This window comes from Aliivibrio sp. S10_S31 (genome assembly GCF_014694495.1).
In the GTDB taxonomy this organism is placed as follows: domain Bacteria; phylum Pseudomonadota; class Gammaproteobacteria; order Enterobacterales; family Vibrionaceae; genus Aliivibrio; species Aliivibrio fischeri.
This window is the reverse complement of sequence record NZ_JAAUWR010000073.1, coordinates 1-1,262: the sequence shown is the minus strand read 5'-3', so window position 1 is coordinate 1,262 and position 1,262 is coordinate 1. Positions and strand designations below refer to the sequence as shown.

Below are 1,262 nucleotides of genomic sequence, written 5' to 3'. Positions count from 1 at the left end.
CGTTCAGCGAAAGATAGTGATTTTGAGTTCTTATTTGAACTTAAAAAGGCGGCTGAATTTGAGCCAATTAAGGCTGTGTTTGGTTGGGACGATAAAATCCAACGTGAAATGCATCAAGATGAATGGGATGAAGAAAAACCAACCATCATTGAAATGTCAGGTGAAGCAATAGGTAGCTATTTGCTTCAAAACAAAGGCGACCATTTCTATTTTTGCCGTTTCTTTTTATTGCCAAGTTTTCATGGAAAAGGAATAGGAAGCCAGGTTTTAAGTCAGTGTTTAAAATTTGCTGATAGCGAAAATAAACCAGTGAAATTGTGTTATTTGCAAGGTAATCGGGTAGGCGGTTTATATCGTAAATTTGGTTTCCAAGTAACATCCGAAGATGCTCAATTTGTTCATATGAACCGTGTGAGAGTGTGCTTATAACAAATGCATCAACACGATTTGCTACATTCGGCGTTGTCAGTTTGCCTTTAGTTTTAGTGATTAAGGCAGTAAAATTCAGCTAAGTCTGCATAGTAGCAAACGTGTTATGCAGGCGTTATGTCAAAAGGAGGTATCAGTGAGTTATAAATGTTCGGAGTGTGGATGGTCTGATAAGCCAAGTCACAAGAGATATTATGATAAAAATGGGATATCTCGACCGATTTGTAGTTCTTGTAATCCTTCTTTATCACAAAAAATTAGAGTTAGCTTTCATCGAATTATTTATGTCCTTTTTAATGGACGCGGTATCTACCCGCCAGTAGCAACTATTCCATATGTTGTTTTATTATTTCTTTGGCTTATGTATTTAATCCCAAATGAAGTGGTGCAAGTTACAGGTGAAGGTATCGCGCTAAGCGTTAGTTGGGTTGCTTCATTTTTTATACTGAGTCTTATGAGTCAACGATTTACAAAGCTTTTAAAGCGAAAAATTGATAATAAAGAACCAGTTGGTTGGTTAATTACCCTGTTTTACTTACCATTAATGATTATTATCGTTATTTGGTTTTATCTATTAACGTATAGTAATTGACATAACAATCGCATCAACACGATTTGCTACATTCGGCATTCTAGATTTCTTTGAGTTTATCGTATTAAGTGGTAAATTTGAGCTTAATCTGCATGGTAGCAAACGTGTTATGCAGGCGTTAAATGCTTCAAAGACTTTGAGAGGAAAATGGTTTGATTGAGTTTAAAAAAATATCATCAGATTTAGCCCCAATGAAATTATTACTTGAAGCAGATCCATCTCAAGAATGCATTAATAAGTA

Annotated in this window: 2 protein-coding genes; both read left to right on the top strand. The window is 35.2% G+C overall.

Going from position 1 to position 1,262, the window contains the following annotated elements:
* Window positions 1–429: GNAT family N-acetyltransferase (locus tag HC728_RS19590; protein WP_190395976.1), on the top strand; the 429-nt coding region annotated here is incomplete at its 5' end.
* 136 nt (window positions 430–565) lie between these two features.
* Window positions 566–1,021: a hypothetical protein gene (locus tag HC728_RS19585; protein ID WP_190395975.1), complete on the top strand. Its 456-nt coding sequence runs from the start codon at window positions 566–568 to the stop codon at window positions 1,019–1,021.
* The last annotated feature ends 241 nt before the right edge of the window (window positions 1,022–1,262 follow it).